Annotated in this window: 16 protein-coding genes; 10 read left to right on the top strand and 6 right to left on the bottom strand. The window is 71.0% G+C overall.

Features of this window, described 5'->3' with window-relative positions; all coding sequences use genetic code 11:
- The first annotated feature begins 24 nt into the window (after positions 1–24).
- Positions 25–927, top strand: a complete 903-nt coding sequence (locus AB0230_RS16110) for a glycine betaine ABC transporter substrate-binding protein (protein WP_315994030.1) — start codon at positions 25–27, stop codon at positions 925–927.
- 72 nt (positions 928–999) lie between these two features.
- Here the strand turns inward: AB0230_RS16110 and AB0230_RS16115 are convergent, their stop codons facing one another.
- The gene (locus AB0230_RS16115) at positions 1,000–1,731 is read right to left on the bottom strand and encodes a DUF2071 domain-containing protein (protein WP_366376839.1); all 732 of its coding nucleotides are present in this window, start codon (positions 1,729–1,731) and stop codon (positions 1,000–1,002) included.
- 47 nt (positions 1,732–1,778) lie between these two features.
- On the opposite strand from AB0230_RS16115, the gene AB0230_RS16120 reads away from it, so the two are divergent.
- Positions 1,779–2,039: a DUF3253 domain-containing protein gene (locus tag AB0230_RS16120; RefSeq protein WP_315994028.1), complete on the top strand. Its 261-nt coding sequence runs from the start codon at positions 1,779–1,781 to the stop codon at positions 2,037–2,039.
- A 62-nt stretch (positions 2,040–2,101) separates the two neighbouring features.
- Here AB0230_RS16120 and AB0230_RS16125 read toward each other — a convergent pair whose 3' ends face one another.
- Positions 2,102–2,842 (bottom strand): hypothetical protein, encoded by a 741-nt coding sequence (locus AB0230_RS16125; protein WP_363388156.1) that lies wholly within the window; start codon positions 2,840–2,842, stop codon positions 2,102–2,104.
- A 25-nt stretch (positions 2,843–2,867) separates the two neighbouring features.
- Positions 2,868–3,857, bottom strand: a complete 990-nt coding sequence (locus tag AB0230_RS16130; protein ID WP_366376841.1) for a hypothetical protein — start codon at positions 3,855–3,857, stop codon at positions 2,868–2,870.
- A gap of 91 nt (positions 3,858–3,948) precedes the next feature.
- On the opposite strand from AB0230_RS16130, the gene AB0230_RS16135 reads away from it, so the two are divergent.
- Positions 3,949–5,319 (top strand): potassium transporter TrkG, encoded by a 1,371-nt coding sequence (locus tag AB0230_RS16135; protein ID WP_363388151.1) that lies wholly within the window; start codon positions 3,949–3,951, stop codon positions 5,317–5,319.
- Positions 5,312–6,007 (top strand): TrkA family potassium uptake protein, encoded by a 696-nt coding sequence (locus AB0230_RS16140; protein ID WP_366376844.1) that lies wholly within the window; start codon positions 5,312–5,314, stop codon positions 6,005–6,007. Before AB0230_RS16135 ends, AB0230_RS16140 begins: the two co-directional genes overlap by 8 nt.
- A 6-nt stretch (positions 6,008–6,013) precedes the next feature.
- Here AB0230_RS16140 and AB0230_RS16145 read toward each other — a convergent pair whose 3' ends face one another.
- From AB0230_RS16145 to purL, 3 genes are all read right to left on the bottom strand, one after another.
- Positions 6,014–6,454, bottom strand: coding sequence for a hypothetical protein (locus AB0230_RS16145; RefSeq protein ID WP_366376846.1), 441 nt, complete (start codon positions 6,452–6,454; stop codon positions 6,014–6,016).
- A gap of 19 nt (positions 6,455–6,473) precedes the next feature.
- A complete protein-coding gene (locus AB0230_RS16150) occupies positions 6,474–6,608 on the bottom strand; it encodes a hypothetical protein (protein ID WP_315994022.1) in 135 nt (44 codons plus the stop codon).
- A gap of 97 nt (positions 6,609–6,705) precedes the next feature.
- Positions 6,706–9,045: a phosphoribosylformylglycinamidine synthase subunit PurL gene (gene purL / locus AB0230_RS16155; protein WP_315994021.1), complete on the bottom strand. Its 2,340-nt coding sequence runs from the start codon at positions 9,043–9,045 to the stop codon at positions 6,706–6,708.
- Positions 9,046–9,301: 256 nt separating this feature from the next.
- Here purL and AB0230_RS16160 point away from each other — a divergent pair, with 256 nt between their 5' ends.
- The 6 genes from AB0230_RS16160 to AB0230_RS16185 all read left to right on the top strand — a co-directional run bounded on the left by AB0230_RS16160 (position 9,302) and on the right by AB0230_RS16185 (position 15,393).
- On the top strand, positions 9,302–9,682 hold the full coding sequence (locus tag AB0230_RS16160) for a hypothetical protein (RefSeq protein ID WP_315994020.1): 381 nt from the start codon (positions 9,302–9,304) through the stop codon (positions 9,680–9,682).
- A 9-nt stretch (positions 9,683–9,691) separates the two neighbouring features.
- Entirely contained in the window at positions 9,692–10,699 is a 1,008-nt protein-coding gene (locus AB0230_RS16165; protein ID WP_366376848.1) for a glycerate kinase, read from the top strand.
- Positions 10,700–10,872: 173 nt separating this feature from the next.
- A complete protein-coding gene (locus AB0230_RS16170) occupies positions 10,873–12,042 on the top strand; it encodes an ROK family transcriptional regulator (protein ID WP_315994018.1) in 1,170 nt (389 codons plus the stop codon).
- A 182-nt stretch (positions 12,043–12,224) separates the two neighbouring features.
- On the top strand, positions 12,225–13,508 hold the full coding sequence (locus tag AB0230_RS16175) for an extracellular solute-binding protein (RefSeq protein WP_366376850.1): 1,284 nt from the start codon (positions 12,225–12,227) through the stop codon (positions 13,506–13,508).
- Between the two features lie 56 nt (positions 13,509–13,564).
- A complete protein-coding gene (locus tag AB0230_RS16180) occupies positions 13,565–14,494 on the top strand; it encodes a sugar ABC transporter permease (protein WP_315994016.1) in 930 nt (309 codons plus the stop codon).
- Entirely contained in the window at positions 14,494–15,393 is a 900-nt protein-coding gene (locus AB0230_RS16185; protein WP_315994015.1) for a carbohydrate ABC transporter permease, read from the top strand. The genes AB0230_RS16180 and AB0230_RS16185 overlap by 1 nt, the downstream gene beginning before the upstream one ends.
- The last annotated feature ends 4 nt before the right edge of the window (positions 15,394–15,397 follow it).

Raw genomic sequence — 15,397 nt, forward strand, 5'->3', positions numbered from 1 at the left:
TACGAAAAGGAAGAGAACACAGCAATGAAGACACGACACCTCACCGCAACCCTCGCCCTCGGCAGCGTGGCGGCGCTCGCGCTCGCCGGCTGCGCGAGCGGCAACCAGGCCGAAGGCGGCTCGGGCGACGGTGGCGACAAGGGCACCATCACGCTCGGCTTCCTCCCCTCGTGGACCGACGGCCTGAGCACGGCGTACCTGCTCGAGGACCAGCTCGGCAAGCTCGGCTACACCGTCGAGATGCAGACGCTCACCGAGGCGGGACCGCTCTACGCCGGCCTCGCCCAGGGCGACGTCGACATCTACCCCTCGGCCTGGCCCGAGCTCACGCACGCCGACTACATGAAGACGTACGGCGACTCGATCGAAGACCTGGGCGCCTACTACGACGACGCCAAGCTCACGATCGCGGTGCCGAGCTACGTCGACATCGACTCGATCGACCAGCTCCAGGCGAACGCCGCGCGTTTCGACGGCAAGATCTACGGCATCGAGCCCGGCGCGGGTCTGACCAAGCAGACGCAGGAAGTCGCCATGCCCGGGTACGGCCTCGACGGCCTCGAGCTCGTGACCTCGTCGACCGCGGCGATGCTCACCGAGCTCGACAACGCCATCGCCGCGCAGAAGGACATCGCCGTCACGCTGTGGCGCCCCTTCTGGGCGAACGACGCCTACGACGTGAAGGACCTCGAAGACCCCCAGGGCCTGATGGGCGACCCCGAGGCGCTGCACTTCCTCGGCACCAGCGGCTTCGCCTCGACCTACCCGGATGCCGCTGAGCTCATCGCCGGCATCCAGCTCGACGACGCGCAGTACGGCTCGCTGGAAGACCTCGTCGTCAACGAGTACGGCGAGGGCAAGGAAGCCGACGCGATCGACGCGTGGCTCGAGCAGAACCCCGACGCGTTCTCGACGCAGCGCGACTGACCCCGCGCGCAGTGACGGCCCCCTTCGCTCTCGGGTGAAGGGGGCCGTCCGGCGTTCCGGGCCGTGGCGCCGTCAGGCGATGGCGCGGGCCGCGGTGAAGCGCGTGATGAAGCCGGGGTGGCCGGCGGGCATCGCGAGCACCGAGTCGGGGGCGCGTCCCGCCAGCTGCGGGAAACCGGCATCCGCCACGAGCTCGTCGTCGAGCGCTTCGAGCTCGGCGGTGACGAGGGGCCACGGCTCGTGGCTGTTCGCGGCCCAGATCGTGCGGCCCAGGTGGCGCTCGTGGAAGCCCCAGCGCGCGGTCAGGAAGCGCGAGAGGTCGTCGTCGACCGTCTCCGTGCCCAGCCGGGCCCGGATCCGCGTGCCCGGCTGCCGGCCCCCGTGGCGTCGCGAGCGGTACTCGATGCGCTCGCCCTCGGTGCGCACGCCGGCGCGCGCCCAGCGGTAGGGCAGGCCGAAGAGGGCCCGAGCCGCGAGGACCGGCGCGAGATGCTCCGCCTCGAGCGTGCGGAAGACCACGCCGCGACGCCCGGCGTCGTCGACGGCGTAGGTGCGGACGTTGATCTCGGTGAAGGTGCCCACGAAGGGCACCGGGGGCAGGGGCAGGAAGCGGAACTCGCTCAGCACGAATGGCACGAGCCCCACCCAGGCCGACCCGTCGTGCATGTCGGGACGGGTTCCGGGCGGCAGGAGCGGCGCGACCTCCCCCGGGTCGATCCGCCAGTGCACGAAGACCGCGCGGTTCCACCGCTGGGCGATGACGGCGCGACCGGGGAGGTCGGGGGCGTGGCGCTCGGTGATCACCGGGTCATTCTGGCCCCGACTCCCCGCAGCGGAGGGAGACTGGACAGATGACCCCGTCGTCTGGTGCGGATCCTCGGCTCGTGGCATCCATTCGCGAACTCCTCGCGGCGAGGGATGCCGGCAAGACGATCTGTCCGTCTGAGGCCGCCCGCGCGGTCGGCGGCGAGAAGTGGCGCGACCTCATGCAGCCGGCGCGCGACGCCGCGCGAGAGTTGGTCGACCTGGGCGAGGTCGAGGTCACGCAGAAGGGCGAGGTCGTCGATGTGACCACCGCGCGGGGTCCCGTGCGCATTCGTCGCACAGGCTGACGAGAAGGCGCCGCGGAATCCGCGGGGTTCGGCGCGGGCCGCGCGATGCGGCGGAGCGCGCCTCAGACCGCGGGCTCGGGAGGGGTCGTCGAGGGACGCGGCTGCGTGGAGCCGCGGGGGAGCTCGAGCGCGACCTTCTTCTCGAGCTCGTCGACCGCCTCGTCGCTCAGCCAGATGAGGCCGTCGAGCTCCTCGCGCACGCGCTTGTACGCGAGCTGACGCTCGTTCGACGTCGCCGCCTGATCGGTCGCGACGGTGAGCAGCTGCTTGGCCGTGTCGAGGCGCTTGCGTTCGTCGGCGGTGAACGCCGCATCCTTGACGCGGCGCGCCTCGCGCTCGGCGACGTCGAACGCGACCTCGTAGTCGGTGACGGCCTCGCGGTATTCGCGCAGGCGCTCGGGCGAGAGCGTCTCGTCGGCGGCCGGTCGCAGATTGTCGGCGACCTTCTTCGCGCGCAGGAACGCCGCCGTCAGCGGCTGTCGGCCATCGCTCATCGCGGGGTAGGAGATGAGTTTGGTGGCATCGAGCTCGTATTCGAGCCAGCGATGGGTGACCGCGTCGTGCGCGGACGTGAGACGGGCGCGGGCGTCGTCGGTCGCCGGGGCGAGCGCGGCAGGAGGCTCGCCCCCCGCGGCCAGACCCTTCGCCCGCAGCAGCTCCAGCTGCTCTTTGTGGCGGCGGCGGGCGGTGACCTCGCGGTGCTTCACCCTCGCGTTGACCGCCCCCATCGTCATTCCGAAGAGGGGGAAGACGAGCCACCAGTAGTGGCCGGCGAAGTTCCAGAAGTCCTGCACCTGCGCCATGCTACGCCGCCCGGCTTCGCCGTCATCAGGATGCCGGAGGTCGCGGCCGATCGCGTGCGGGAGGCGGCCAGACCGGACCGTTCTGCGGCCGGGGGCCCGCGGCATCCGGGGTCCGCTTCTGAGCGCGTCGGGCGCCGCGCTCCTCCCAGCTGCGGGCGGCGGCGCGGCCCATCGACTCCATGGACCGGGCGAGGGCGCGCTGGGCGGTCTCGGCTAGATCGGATGCCACGCGGCTCCACGCATCGGGGCCCTCGACGCCGGGCTGGTCCGCACCCTGGCGGGCTGCGCGCTCGGCGCGGTCGAACGCGTGCGCGGTGCGGCGCACGGCATCGCGGTAGGCGAGGTAGTCGGCGGGCTCCAGGCGCGTCTGCACCGACGTGGGCCGCAGCCACTGCGCCCTCTCGTGCGCGCGCAGGAAGTCCGCGAGGAGCGGGGAGCGCGAGTCGCTCATCTGCGGGTAGTCGATCGCGAGACCGGGGTCCGTCTCGTAGGCCATCCAGCGCGCCAGGATCGCGTCGTGCTCCGAGAGCAAGCGCGCCACCGGCAGAGGGGCGCTGCCCGCGCGGATCGCGGGGAGCATCGCTTTCGCGGCCCTCACCCCGGCGCGGCGGGCGCGCACCTCGGCCAGCGCGGCGCGCAGGTCGCGTTGCGCGTCGGTGAGGCGTCCGCGTGCGGCGGAGACGACGTCGGACGAGACACGGGATGCCGCCCGCTCGGCCTGAGCGCGCACCACCTCGGCGTCGGCGACCTTGACGTCGGCGCGTCCGCGGGTGACGGCGTGCCGCGCGGTCTGCAGATCGAGCAGAGCCGCGTCGAGTTCGAGGCGCCGCGCCGCCGCCTTGCCCAGGGGGCGTGACGCCCACGCGCGAGCGGCGCGATCGCCGGTGGTGGTCGCTCCGGCCGGCAGCGCGCGGTGTCGGGATCGACGCACGCCGATCCAGCCGACGGTGCCCGCACCGGCCGCCGCGGGGCCGATCCACCACCACTCGGCCAGAAAGACCAACAGCGGTTCCACACGCCCATGCTATGCCGGGCTCCCGACAGCGGGCTGGGCGGTGGGCCGGAATGCGCACGGGGTGAGCCGCGGGATGTGAGATCGTAGGCCGGTGACTCGGCGAACGCGCGCGGCCCTCTTCGCAGGGTCAGCCCGGAGGCGCGTCTCCCTCACACCCGGCCGGGCCATCGCCCTCGCGTTCGGGGGAGTCCTCGCCATCGGCACGGCGCTGCTCTCGCTGCCCATCGCGACTCAGGGGCGGCCGGCCACCTTCATGGAGGCACTCTTCACCGCGACGAGTGCCGTGTGCGTGACGGGGCACATCATCGTCGACACCCCGACCTTCTGGTCGCCGTTCGGCCAGGTCGTGATCATGGTGCTCATACAGATCGGCGGATTCGGCGTCATGTCGCTCGCGACGCTGCTCGGTCTGCTCGTCGCGCGACGACTCGGGCTGCGCACCCGCCTCACGGCCGTGAGCGAGACGCACACCGTCGCGGTCGGCGATGTGCGCCGCGTGCTCCTCGGGGTGGCCCTGATCGCCCTGATCACCGAGGCCGTGGTGGCGCTGGTACTCACCGGACGCTTCTGGCTCGGCTACGGCGAGTCCTTCGGGCACTCCCTCTGGCTGGGCGTGTTCCACGCGGTGTCGTCGTTCAACAACGCGGGCTTCGCGCTCTTCAGCGACAGTCTCATGTCCTTCGCGACCGACCCGCTGATCTGCCTGCCGATCTGCGCGGCCATCATCCTCGGCGGCCTTGGTTTCCCGGTCATCATGGAGCTCTGGCGTCAGTACCGCTTCCCCCGGCGATGGACGCTCAACACCGTCACCGTGCTCGTCGGAAGCGCCGTGCTGCTGGTCGCGGGGACGGTCGTCCTCACGGCGTTGGAATGGTCGAATCCGGCGACCCTGGGGGCGATGGATCCTGCCGGCCGTCTGCTCGCCGGGTTCACGATGTCGGTGATGCCGCGCACCGCCGGCTTCAACTCGATCGACGTGTCGCAGATGTTCCCCGAGAGCTGGTTCGTCACCGACATCCTCATGTTCATCGGCGGCGGCCCCGCCGGTACGGCCGGAGGCGTGAAGATCACGACATTCGCGGTGCTGCTGTTCATCGTGCTGGCTGAACTGCGTGGCGACACCGCGGTCAACATGTTCGGCAAACGTCTTCCCCGATCGACTCACCGCGAGGCGCTCACGGTCGCACTGCTCTCGGTCGCTCTCGTGGTCGGATCGACCCTGGCGATCATGGTGCTGAGCCCGTTCGGCTTCGACCGGGTCTTCTTCGAGGTCATCTCGGCGTTCGCCACCGTCGGCCTCTCGACCGGCATCACGGCGGATCTGCCGACGCTGGCCCAGCTGATCCTCATCGTGCTGATGTTCATCGGGCGACTCGGTCCCGTCCTGCTCGGCGCCGCCCTGGCGCTGACGCGGGAGAAGCGCATGTACGAACTCCCGAAGGAGCGTCCGATCATTGGATAGCAACACGTTCTTCAGCCGGCGCCGGATGCGCGGGAACGCGGCGACGTCGATCGCGGTGATCGGTCTCGGGCGCTTCGGCGGGGCGCTCGCCACCGAACTCGCGCGCAGCGGCAGCGAGGTGCTCGGCGTCGACACCGACGAAGACATCGTCCAGTCGCTCAACGGCGTGCTCACGCACGTCGTGCGGGCCGACTCGACGAAGCAGGCGGCCCTGGAGCAGCTCGGGATCGCCGAGTTCGACCGCGTCGTCGTCGGGATCGGATCGGACATCCAAGCGAGCATCCTGACGACGTCGCTGTTGAAGCGCATGGGCACCCGCTCGATCTGGGCGAAGGCGATCAACGAGCAGCACGGGCTCATCCTCGAGCAGCTCGGAATCGAGCACGTCGTCTACCCCGAGGCCGACATGGGCCGCCGCGTCGCGCACCTCGTGCGGGGGTCGATGCTCGATTACGTCGAATTCGACCGCGACCTCGTCGTCGCGAAGACCGTGGCCCCGCGCGAGCTCGTCGGTCAGACCCTCGAGCAGGCGGCCGTGCGCCGGCGCCACGGTGTGACGATCGTCAAGATCCGGCAGGCCGACGGGCAGTGGCACGCTGCGGGCGCGGCATCCATCGTCGGAGAGGGCGATCTGCTGATCGTGATCGGTCCGGTAGAGAAGACGGAGCGATTCGCCTCCCTGGCGTGACCCGCGTCAGGCCGGAGGAGCGCTCGCGATGTGCGCCTGCATCGGCAGGAGGTTCTGCAGCGGGGCCGTGTAGCCCTGCGCGGGCATGTCGAACACGACGCCTACGACGCCCTGCTGCGCGAACCCGGCGAGCCACTCGACCGCCCCGGGGAGCGGAACGCTCAGCACGCGTGAGGCGGCCTCTTCGTCGAGTCCGTTCGCGAGGGCTCCGTCGTGCGCGCGCTGTCGCGTGGTGAAGGCGAAGACCATCGGCCCGTTCGCGAGCTGACCGATGAACGGCGACGGGGCGTCGTCGGGTCCGCGCGCGACGAACGACCAGTGCGGCAGCGCGTAGACGGCGCGCCAGAGGGCATCCATCGCCGCGAAGCTGGAGGGCTGGGCGCGTGCCGCATCGGAGAGGGCGTCGAGCGCGGCGACGGTCTCAGGAGTCGGGTCGATCAGGGACATGCGGAACCGCCTCGCGTCGTCAGCCCAGAATGAGCGAGATCACCGTCGCGCCCCCGCCGGTGAGGATGAGCGCACCGATCACGATCCAGGCGGTGATCTTCACGCGCTTCTGACGCTTGTCACTGAAGACGGTCATGTCGTCGTCGTCGGTCATCGCGCATCTCCTCTCGGCTGGGGTCCGTGCCGCGTGTCGGCGGCGGCGAGCGGGGCGGCCGATGCCGCGCGGGTGCGAATCCCGCGCGGCGATCGGCTCACGCCACCGGCTCCGCGACGGTGGGTCCGAAGACCGCGGGAAGGGTCTCGGTCGACAGGCGACGCAGTTCCGCGAGGGGGACGGTGAACACGTCCTGGATCTCGAGGGATGCCTCGGTGCCCGGCTCGATGTCGGTGACGCCGATGCGCAGCACCGGATAGCCGCGACCGTCGCACAGCCCACGGAACTTCACGTCCTCCTCGCGCGGCACGCTCACCAGCACGCGACCGGTCGACTCGCTGAACAGGGCGGCGGTGGCATCCAGTCCGTCGCGCTCCATGAGCTCGGTGAGCCAGACGCGCGCGCCGACGCCGAAGCGCATGACGCCCTCGGCGAGGGCCTGCGCGAGGCCGCCCGACGACAGGTCGTGAGCGCTCGAGACGAGCGACTGCGAACCCGCGGCCTGCAGCAGTTCGGCGAGCTTGCGCTCCTGCGCGAGGTCGACCTTCGGCGGGCGACCGCCGAGGTGGTCGTGGATGGTGCCGGCCCACTGCGAACCGTCGAGCTCGTCGGCGGTGACACCGAGCAGGTAGAGGTTCTCGCCGGCATCCTGCCAACCGCTCGGGATGCGGGCTGCGACGTCGTCGATGATGCCGAGCACGCCGACCACCGGGGTCGGGTGGATCGGCTGGTCGCCGGTCTGGTTGTAGAACGATACGTTGCCGCCCGTGACCGGGATGCCGAGCTCGAGGCAGCCGTCGCTCAGACCCTCGACGGCCTGGCTGAACTGCCACATGACCTCGGGGTTCTCGGGGCTGCCGAAGTTGAGGCAGTCGGTGACCGCGGTGGGCACGGCACCGGTGACGGCGACGTTGCGGTACGCCTCGGCGAGGGCGAGCTTCGCGCCGTTGTAGGGGTCGAGCTGGTTGTAGCGGCCGTTGCAGTCGGTCGCGATGGCGAAGCCGAGGCCGGTCTCCTCGTCGACGCGGATCATGCCGGCGTCGTCGGGGAAGCTCAGCGCGGTGTTGCCCAGCACGTAGTAGTCGTACTGGTTCGTGATCCACGACGTGTCGGCGAGGTTGGGGCTCGCCACCAGCGTGGTGAACTGCTCGCGGAGGGCGTCGGCATCCGTCGCCCGGGGGAGGGATGCGGCGGAGTCGGCCTGCAGCGCGTCGATCCACGTCGGGTAGGCGACGGGACGCTCGTAGACGGGGCCGTCGACCGCGACGGTCGAGGGGTCGACGTCGACGATGCGCTCGCCGTACCAGTCGATGACGAGGCGTCCGTCGCCGGTGACCTCGCCGAGCACGCTCGTCTCGACGTCCCATTTGCCGACGACGGCGAGGAACGCGTCGAGCTTCTCGGGCGCGACGATCGCCATCATGCGCTCCTGCGACTCCGACATGAGGATCTCTTCGGGCGTGAGCGACGGGTCGCGCAGCAGCACCTTCGACAGCTCGACCTTCATGCCGCTGTCGCCGTTGGCGGCCAGCTCGCTCGTGGCGCACGAGATGCCCGCGGCCCCGAGGTCCTGAATGGCCTCGACCAGATCGTCTTTGTAGAGCTCGAGGCAGCACTCGATGAGCACCTTCTCGGCGAACGGGTCGCCGACCTGGACCGCGGGGCGCTTCGTGGGTCCGCCGTCGGCGAAGGTGTCGGATGCCAGGATGCTCGCGCCGCCGATGCCGTCGCCGCCCGTGCGCGCGCCGAACAGCACGACCTTGTTGCCCACGCCCGTGGCGTTGGCGAGCTTGATGTCTTCGTGGCGCATGACGCCGACCGCGAGGGCGTTGACGAGCGGGTTGCCCTGGTAGACGGCGTCGAAGACCGTCTCGCCGCCGATGTTGGGCAGGCCCAGGCAGTTGCCGTAGAACGAGATGCCGCTGGTGACGCCGTGCACGACGCGGGGGGTGTCGGGGTGGTCGATCGCGCCGAAGCGCAGCTGGTCCATGACCGCGACGGGACGGGCGCCCATCGAGATGATGTCGCGGACGATGCCGCCGACGCCGGTCGCGGCGCCCTGGAAGGGCTCGATGTAGCTCGGGTGGTTGTGCGACTCGACCTTGAAGGTGACCGCCCAGCCTTCGCCGACATCGACGACGCCGGCGTTCTGGCCCATGCCCACCATGAGGCGGGTCTTCATCTCGTCGCTGACCTTCTGGCCGAACTGACGGAGGTAGATCTTGCTCGACTTGTAGGAGCAGTGCTCGCTCCACATGACCGAGTACATCGCCAGCTCGCCGCTGGTGGGGCGGCGGCCCAGGATTTCGCGGATCTTCGCGTACTCATCGCTCTTCAGGCCCAGAGCGCCGTAGGGCTGGTCCTTCTCGGGCGTGGCGATCGCGTTCTCGACCGTATCGGCGAGGGCGGTACGGGCGGCGGGGTTCGGGGTGGTCACGCGGCTGAGCTCCAAGAATCGCAGGGGCCGGACGGGAGCCAGTCTAGTTGGGCGGGCCGACATGCCCGGGCGGTCATCTCACCTCCCCGGGTGGGGAGGCTGCGGGGAGGAGGGGTCGAGGACGGCATCCGTTCCGCCGCCCTCGCCGCGCGACGATTCGCACACCCGCCGTCCGCACCGAGCGGCGCGAACCGAGGTTGTGCAGAGGAGGGCGGAACCGACAGGCTGGCCGCACCCGAGCGAAAGGCGCACGCCCATGGCCATCCTGAACTTCCACCTCGTCGTCTCGGGCGACCTCGCCGCCGCCCAGCAGGCCACGCGGACCGCGCTCGAGGCGGCCGGCTTCACCGTGACCGAGGGGCGCGACCACTGGAAGGCGACCCACGGCAGCGTCGCCACGACCATGTTCCTCGGTCTGCGCGCGAACGACGCCGACGTGCGCGAGGTGCTCGACGTGCGCTTCACCGACCTGGACGGCACCGTCCGCGTCGACCTGCACCGCCCGATCTTCCAGCCGGCCGGCGGCAGCGACGACGGTCTGGAGCAGCGGAAGCTGCACACGGCGTATCAGGACGTCGTCTCCCGCGTGCAAGCCGACCTGCAGCGGCAGGGCGTGCTCGTCAGCGCCGACGTCTGACGCGGCCGCATGCGCGTGATCGTCGCCCCCGACAAGTTCAAGGGCACCCTGAGTGCCCGGGCGGCGGCGGATGCCATGGCCGAGGCCGTGCACGCGTGGCGACGCAGCGCGGAGGTGGTGGGCGTGCCCATCGCCGACGGCGGTGACGGCACGCTCGACGCTCTCGGCGGCGCGAACCGCGAGGACGTGGTGACCGGACCCCGGGGGGCGCCGGTGCGTGCGCCGTGGCGCCTCGACGGCGATCGGGCCGTCATCGAGTCGGCCGTTGCATCCGGGCTCGTGCTCGCCGGGGGAGCGAGCGGCAACGATCCGTGGGCCGCCACGAGCCGGGGCGTGGGCGAGCTCGTCGCCCTCGCACTCGACGGCGGCGCGTCGCGCATCGTCGTCGGCATGGGCGGCTCGGCGATGACCGACGGCGGACGCGGAGCGCTCGAGGCTCTCGGTGATCGCGTCCCCTTCGCTTCCGGGCGGGTCGTCGTGCTGACCGACACGACCGTCGCGTTCGACGACGCTGCGCGGGTCTTCGCGCCGCAGAAGGGGGCGGATGCCGCCATGGTGCGGCGCCTCACGCAGCGGCTCGAGACGGATGCCGCGGAGTGGGCGCTTCGCTTCGGATGCGACGTGCGTCGCGTTCCCCGCACGGGCGCCGCGGGTGGGCTCTCGGGCGCGCTGTCGGCGGCGGGTGCGGAGCTGGTCGACGGGGCCGCCTACGTCTCCGACGCGCTGGGGCTGGACGCGCTGATCGCGGGCGCCGACCTCGTGCTCACCGGCGAGGGGGCCTTCGATGAGACCTCCCTGGCCGGGAAAGGCCCCGGGCACGTGCTCGCGCTCGCCGCGGCGCACGGGGTGCGCGCCCTCGTGGTCGCGGGGGTCGTCGACGCGGGGGCGGCGGACCTGCGCGCGATCTCGCTCGTCGAGACCGTGGGCGAGCGGCGGGCGCGTCAGGAACCCGCCACCGCCGTCCGGATCGCGACCGCGACGGCGCTGGAGCGGTGGAGCGCCGTCATCCCCTCCTGATCAGGGGCGGGAGGCTGTGCGCCTGTGCCTCGACCTCGACGGCGCCGTGCGGTGGGGGCTGCGCCCGCGCGAGCGCCGGGGCGATGGCATCCACGGTCTCGTTCGCCGGTTGCCGCGCCGCCGGCACCGCGGGAGGAGGGTCTGCGAGTGCCGGTGGGGCGTAGCCTCATCTCGTGACGTCGCACCCCGCCGAGATCGCCTCGGGCCCGCCCCTGCGGTGGTCGGCGCTGAGCGCGACGGGTCGGCGGGTGCTGCTGGACCTGCTGGTGCACGGGCCGCGCTCTCGCATCCGCATCGCGGAGCGCCTGGGGCTCTCGCGTGCGAGCCTCACGCGAGTGGCGCGCGAGTTGGTCGATGCGGGTCTGATCCTGCCGGGCGACATGCTGGCCAGCGCCTCGCGCGGGCGCCCCGCCGAAGAGCTGCACCTGCGTCCGCAGGCGGCGCACTTCGTCGGGGTGAAGGTGACCGCGGAGCGGGTGTACGCGGTGGTCACCGACCTCGCTGCGACCGTCGTCGACGAACTCGAGATCGCCCTCGTCTCGCCGGCCGAGGGTGAGGTCGTCGACGCGATCGTCGACGCGACCCGGGCGCTGGGAGCCCGGCACGGGACGATGTCGGCGCTCGGCGTCGGGCTCGCGGCCGACGTCCTGCGACGGGAGGGGGAGCCCCTCGTGGCGAGCTCGCCCCTGCTCGGGTGGAGCGCCCCGGTGCCGCTGGCGCGGCTGCTGGCCGAGCGGGTCGGGATGCCCGTCACCATCGCGAACGACGTGCACGCGTTGACAGCCGCTCACCACTGGTTCGGCAGCGGCGTCGACCACCGCTCCGTCGTCGTCTACGGGGTCGGCGCCGGCATCGGGTGCGGCGTCGTGATCGACGACGAGTTGGTGCAGGGGTCTCACGGGCGCAGCGGCCGGGTGGGTCACACCCGGATCGCCCGGACGGGGCGTCCGTGCACGAACGGGCACCCCGACTGCGTGCACAGCTTCGTGAGCATGCCGGCCATCGAAGCGAACGCCGGCGTGGCGCCCGGCGACTATGCCGTCGCCCTCGAGCGTGCGCGCGCCGCCGACGGGCGCGAGCGCGCGGCGTTCGCGTCGGCGGCCTACGCCCTGGGGGCGGCGGTGGCCGAGACGGTGAACCTCCTCGACCCGGAGCTGATCTCGCTCATGGGCGAGGGCCTCGACATGCTCGACCTGGACCCCGCCGCGTTCGACGACGGCCTCAGCGCGCACCTGGAGCAGGTTCCGCGCACGAGCGTCCGCATCGACCGACCGCCTTTCGCCTTCGGTCTGTACGCCCGCGGCGCCGCCGCGACGGCGATCCGCGAGCTGCTCTCGGTCTGACCCGGCGCACACCGCCCCCGACGCGGGGACCTCCTTCGCGTGCGCGCGGATCGTTTTTGTTTCATAGGTTGACAAAATCGAGCGGGGCGGCGAGGGTAGGACGCGAGCACCCGGGGGTCGGCCCCGGGGAGCATCGGCCGCACCCTCGCCCGGAGCCGGTCGCACCTACAAAGGAGTAGTTCGTGAAGCGCAGCAGTCTTTTCCGCGTCGGGGCCCTCGCCGTCGCGAGTGCCGCCGTCCTGACCACCGCCGGCTGCGCCGGCGATGCGGGGCAGTCCTCGGGTCCGGTGACCCTCGAGTACTGGGCGTGGGCACCCGGCATCGGCGACGTCATCGATGTCTGGAACGAGCAGAATCCCGACATCCAGGTGAAGGTGGTCGAGGCCGCGGGCGCCGACGACATGATCGCCAAGCTGCTCGCGGCACAGCGCGCGGGCGAGGGTCCCGACCTCGCCCAGGCCGAGTACCAGAAGCTGCCCAACATGGTCGTCAGCGACGTGGCTCTCGACATCAGCGAGTACGCCGACACGTTCACCGACGGTTTCTCCGAGGGGGCGCTGAGCCTGGTCACCGTCGGAGACGGCGTGTACGCCGTGCCCCAGGACACCGGCCCCATGATCTTCATGTACCGCAAGGACGTCTTCGACCAGAACGGATGGACCGCGCCGTCCACCTGGGACGAGTACGCGGCACTGGCGCAGACGGTGAAGACCACCCTCCCCGGCACCCTGCTCGGGGGCTACCCCGACGATGCGTCGACGATGGCCGCCTACGCGCAGCCCCTCGGCGCCGAGTGGTGGGCCACCGAGGGCGACGCCTGGAAGGTCGGCATCGACGAGGCCCCCACGCAGCGCGTCGTGGACTTCTGGCAGCCGCTGGTCGAGCAGGGTCTCGTCGACACCACGCACTTCTTCACCCCGGAGTGGGGCACGAAGATGAACGACGGCAGCATCCTCAGCTGGACCGCGGGGGCCTGGGCACCCGCCGCCGCGTTCTCGGTGGCGCCCGACACCGCGGGCCTCTGGGCCGCCGCGAAGATGCCCACGTGGGACGGCGAGACCGGCACCGGCTTCATGGGCGGCTCCTCCGTCATGGTGACCAAGAACACCGAGCACCCGAAGGAGGCCGTCGAGTTCCTCCAGTGGCTCAATGCGAGCGACGAGGGCACCAAGGGGCTCATCGACATCGGTCTGTTCCCGGCCTCCTCGGCGGGCCAGTCGCAGCTCGCGGGTCAGCCCGTGCCCGACCTGGTGAGCGACCAGGCGGACTTCTGGGACCTCGCCGTCGACATCGCCGAGAACAGTGCCCCCTTCACCTGGGGTCCGAACGTGCAGGTGGCCTTCGACTCGTGGTCCGACGGGGTGAAGGCCGCGACGCAGAACGGCGGCTCGTACACCGCCGTCTTGAAGTCGGCTCAGGAGGCCGTGGTCGCCGACCTCGAGAAGTCCGGATTCACGGTCCAGTGATCGCCCCGCGGTGGGAGGGCCCGCGCCCTCCCACCGCCGACCCAGGAGAACGACCTGTGACCACCACCGTCTCGCGCGCGGCATCCCGGCGCACCTCCCTCCGGCCCCGCGTGGCCCCGTGGGCGTTCCTCGCGCCCGCGCTCGCGCTGTTCACGATGTTCCTCATCGTGCCCATCGGGTACGCCATCTACCTCAGCGTCATGCAGCTGCGCTCCAGCGGCGGCGCCTTCGGCATCCGTCGGCAGACCTTCGTCGGTCTCGACAACTACGTCGCCTCGCTCACCGATCCCGAACTCGTGGCATCCCTGGGTCGGCTCGGGATCTTCGCCCTCATCTCGGTGCCGCTGACCCTCGGTCTCGCGCTGACGTTCGCGCTGCTGCTGGATCTGCCCGGGGTGCGCCTGGCCCGCTTCTCGCGCCTCGCGATCTTCCTGCCGTATGCCGTGCCCGGGGTGATCGGCGCTCTGCTGTGGGGCTTCCTCTATCTTCCGCGCACGAGCCCTGCGACCTACGTGCTGCAGGCGGTGGGGCTGCCGTCGGTCGACTTCCTGAACGGCTCGTGGCTCTACCTGTCGCTGTCGAACATCGCCGTGTGGGCGGGCGTCGGCTTCAACATGATCGTGATGTACACCGCGTTGCGGTCCATCCCCAGCGAGCTCTACGAGGCGGCCAAGATCGATGGCGCCTCGGAATGGCAGATCGCCTGGCGGATCAAGGTGCCCCTGCTCACCCCCGCGCTCGTGCTGACGTTCCTGTTCTCGATCATCGCCACGCTCCAGGCGTACGGCGAACCCACGACGCTGCGGTCGATGTCGAACTCGATCTCGTTCAACTTCTTCCCGCTGATGAAGATCTACCGCGACGCGTTCAACCTGGACAACACCTCGGGAGCGGCAGCCGCCTCGGTCGTGCTGGCCCTGGGAACCCTCGTCGTCTCGCTCGGGCTCCTCCGCCTCCTGCAGCGCCGCACCTTCGGAGAGAACTGATGGCCACCCTCACCGCCGACGCCCCCACGACGCGCGCCCCGCGGCCGCCCGCGCGCCGCCCACGCCCCGTGACCCGGGGCCGCGTCATCCCCACCCTCGTGCTGTTGATGGGCGCGATCTACACGCTCATCCCGATCGTCTGGGTGATCACCGCCTCGACGAAGTCGCGCGGGGAGCTGTTCAGCACCTTCTCGTTCCTGCCCGGGACCGGGTTCTGGCAGAACCTCGTCGACCTCTCCACCTACGGCGGCGGCGTGTACTGGAAGTGGGCGGGCAACAGCCTGCTCTACGCCGGGGGCGGAGCCGTCCTGTCGACCCTCGTGTCGGCGGCGGCCGGGTACGCGCTCGCCCGCTACCGGTTCCGGGGGCGCGCCGTGGTGTTCAACGTGCTGCTCGCGGGCGTCATGCTGCCGCAGATCACCCTCGCGATCCCGCAGTACTTCCTCATGGCCGAGCTGGGCCTCGCGAACACGTACTGGGCCGTGCTGCTGCCGAGCATCATCAACCCGTTCGGCATCTATCTCGCCACCATCTACGCGCAGTCGTCGGTGCCGGAGGAGACCGTCGAGGCCGCTCGCCTCGACGGGGCGAGCGAGTTCCGCATCTTCCTGTCGATCGCGATGCCCGTGATGGTCCCCGGCCTGATCACCGTGTTCATGCTGCAGTTCGTCGGCATCTGGAACAACTTCCTGCTGCCGTTCATCATGCTCAGCAACGAGCAGCTCTATCCCCTCACCACGGGTCTCTACCTGCTGCTCAATCGCGGCACGGGGACGCCCGCGCTCTACTCGCTCGCAATCGTCGGTGCGCTGCTCGCCATCGTGCCGCTCCTGCTCCTGATGATCTTCCTGCAGCGCTTCTGGCGACTCGACCTCGTCAGCGGCAGCCTCAAGGGCTGACGTC

It is taken from the genome of Microbacterium sp. NPDC089190 (assembly GCF_040701795.1).
GTDB lineage: Bacteria > Actinomycetota > Actinomycetes > Actinomycetales > Microbacteriaceae > Microbacterium > Microbacterium galbum.

Bases quoted from the DNA above. Each gene is read 5' to 3' on its own strand.
- AB0230_RS16125 (WP_363388156.1), bottom strand. From the start codon at position 2,842: ATGGCGCAGGTGCAGGACTTCTGGAACTTCGCCGGCCACTACTGGTGG.
- AB0230_RS16120 (WP_315994028.1), top strand. From the start codon at position 1,779: ATGACCCCGTCGTCTGGTGCGGATCCTCGGCTCGTGGCATCCATTCGC.
- AB0230_RS16110 (WP_315994030.1), top strand. From the start codon at position 25: ATGAAGACACGACACCTCACCGCAACCCTCGCCCTCGGCAGCGTGGCG.
- AB0230_RS16160 (WP_315994020.1), top strand. From the start codon at position 9,302: ATGGCCATCCTGAACTTCCACCTCGTCGTCTCGGGCGACCTCGCCGCC.
- AB0230_RS16145 (WP_366376846.1), bottom strand. From the start codon at position 6,454: ATGTCCCTGATCGACCCGACTCCTGAGACCGTCGCCGCGCTCGACGCC.
- AB0230_RS16165 (WP_366376848.1), top strand. From the start codon at position 9,692: ATGCGCGTGATCGTCGCCCCCGACAAGTTCAAGGGCACCCTGAGTGCC.
- AB0230_RS16150 (WP_315994022.1), bottom strand. From the start codon at position 6,608: ATGACCGACGACGACGACATGACCGTCTTCAGTGACAAGCGTCAGAAG.
- AB0230_RS16185 (WP_315994015.1), top strand. From the start codon at position 14,494: ATGGCCACCCTCACCGCCGACGCCCCCACGACGCGCGCCCCGCGGCCG.